Consider the following 534-nt stretch of genomic DNA (forward strand, 5'->3'; position numbering starts at 1 on the left):
GGCTGGCGGGCAACCGCGTTTCTGTAACCAATGCGTTCCATTTCCGCTTCCTCTGTCTATCCAATCGGTTCAGCCGAGCAGGCGGCGCGCGAGCGCCAGCGCGCCGTTGACCGGGGCTGCGCGCAGCAGGGTGATTTCGCTCTTCGGAGAGACTTCCGCCATCGCCCGGCGAAAGGCCTCGAACAGGCTCGGCTGCTCGACAACGACACCGCCGCCGATGACGACGTGACTGGCGTCCGCACCGCGGCTGATCAGAATGCCGACAAGGCGGGCGAGGGCGGCGGCACCGTCCTCGATCACCCTCGATGCGAGTGGCGATTTCTGCGAGGCAGCGTCGAATACGGCATCGGCATAGCTGCCCCAGACGGCCGCGCCGCGCGTCTCGTTGAGCAGGCGGCCGATCTTCGTCGCATCGTCGGTCTGCAGCTTCGACATCAGACCGGCGACAAGCGGATCACCGCTCTCGCCGAGATCGATCGACTTGCGGATCGCCCGGGCGGCTTCCCTGACGAGCGCTGCGGCACTGCCTTCGTC

At 66.9% G+C, this 534-nt stretch carries 1 protein-coding gene; it reads right to left on the reverse strand.

Annotated elements, in window-relative coordinates:
- Window positions 1–69: 69 nt before the first annotated feature.
- The coding region (locus AC1DIX_RS27665; protein ID WP_477328534.1) for a hypothetical protein at window positions 70–534 on the reverse strand (465 nt) is incomplete at its 5' end.

It is taken from the genome of Massilia sp. 05N420, assembly GCF_056397205.1.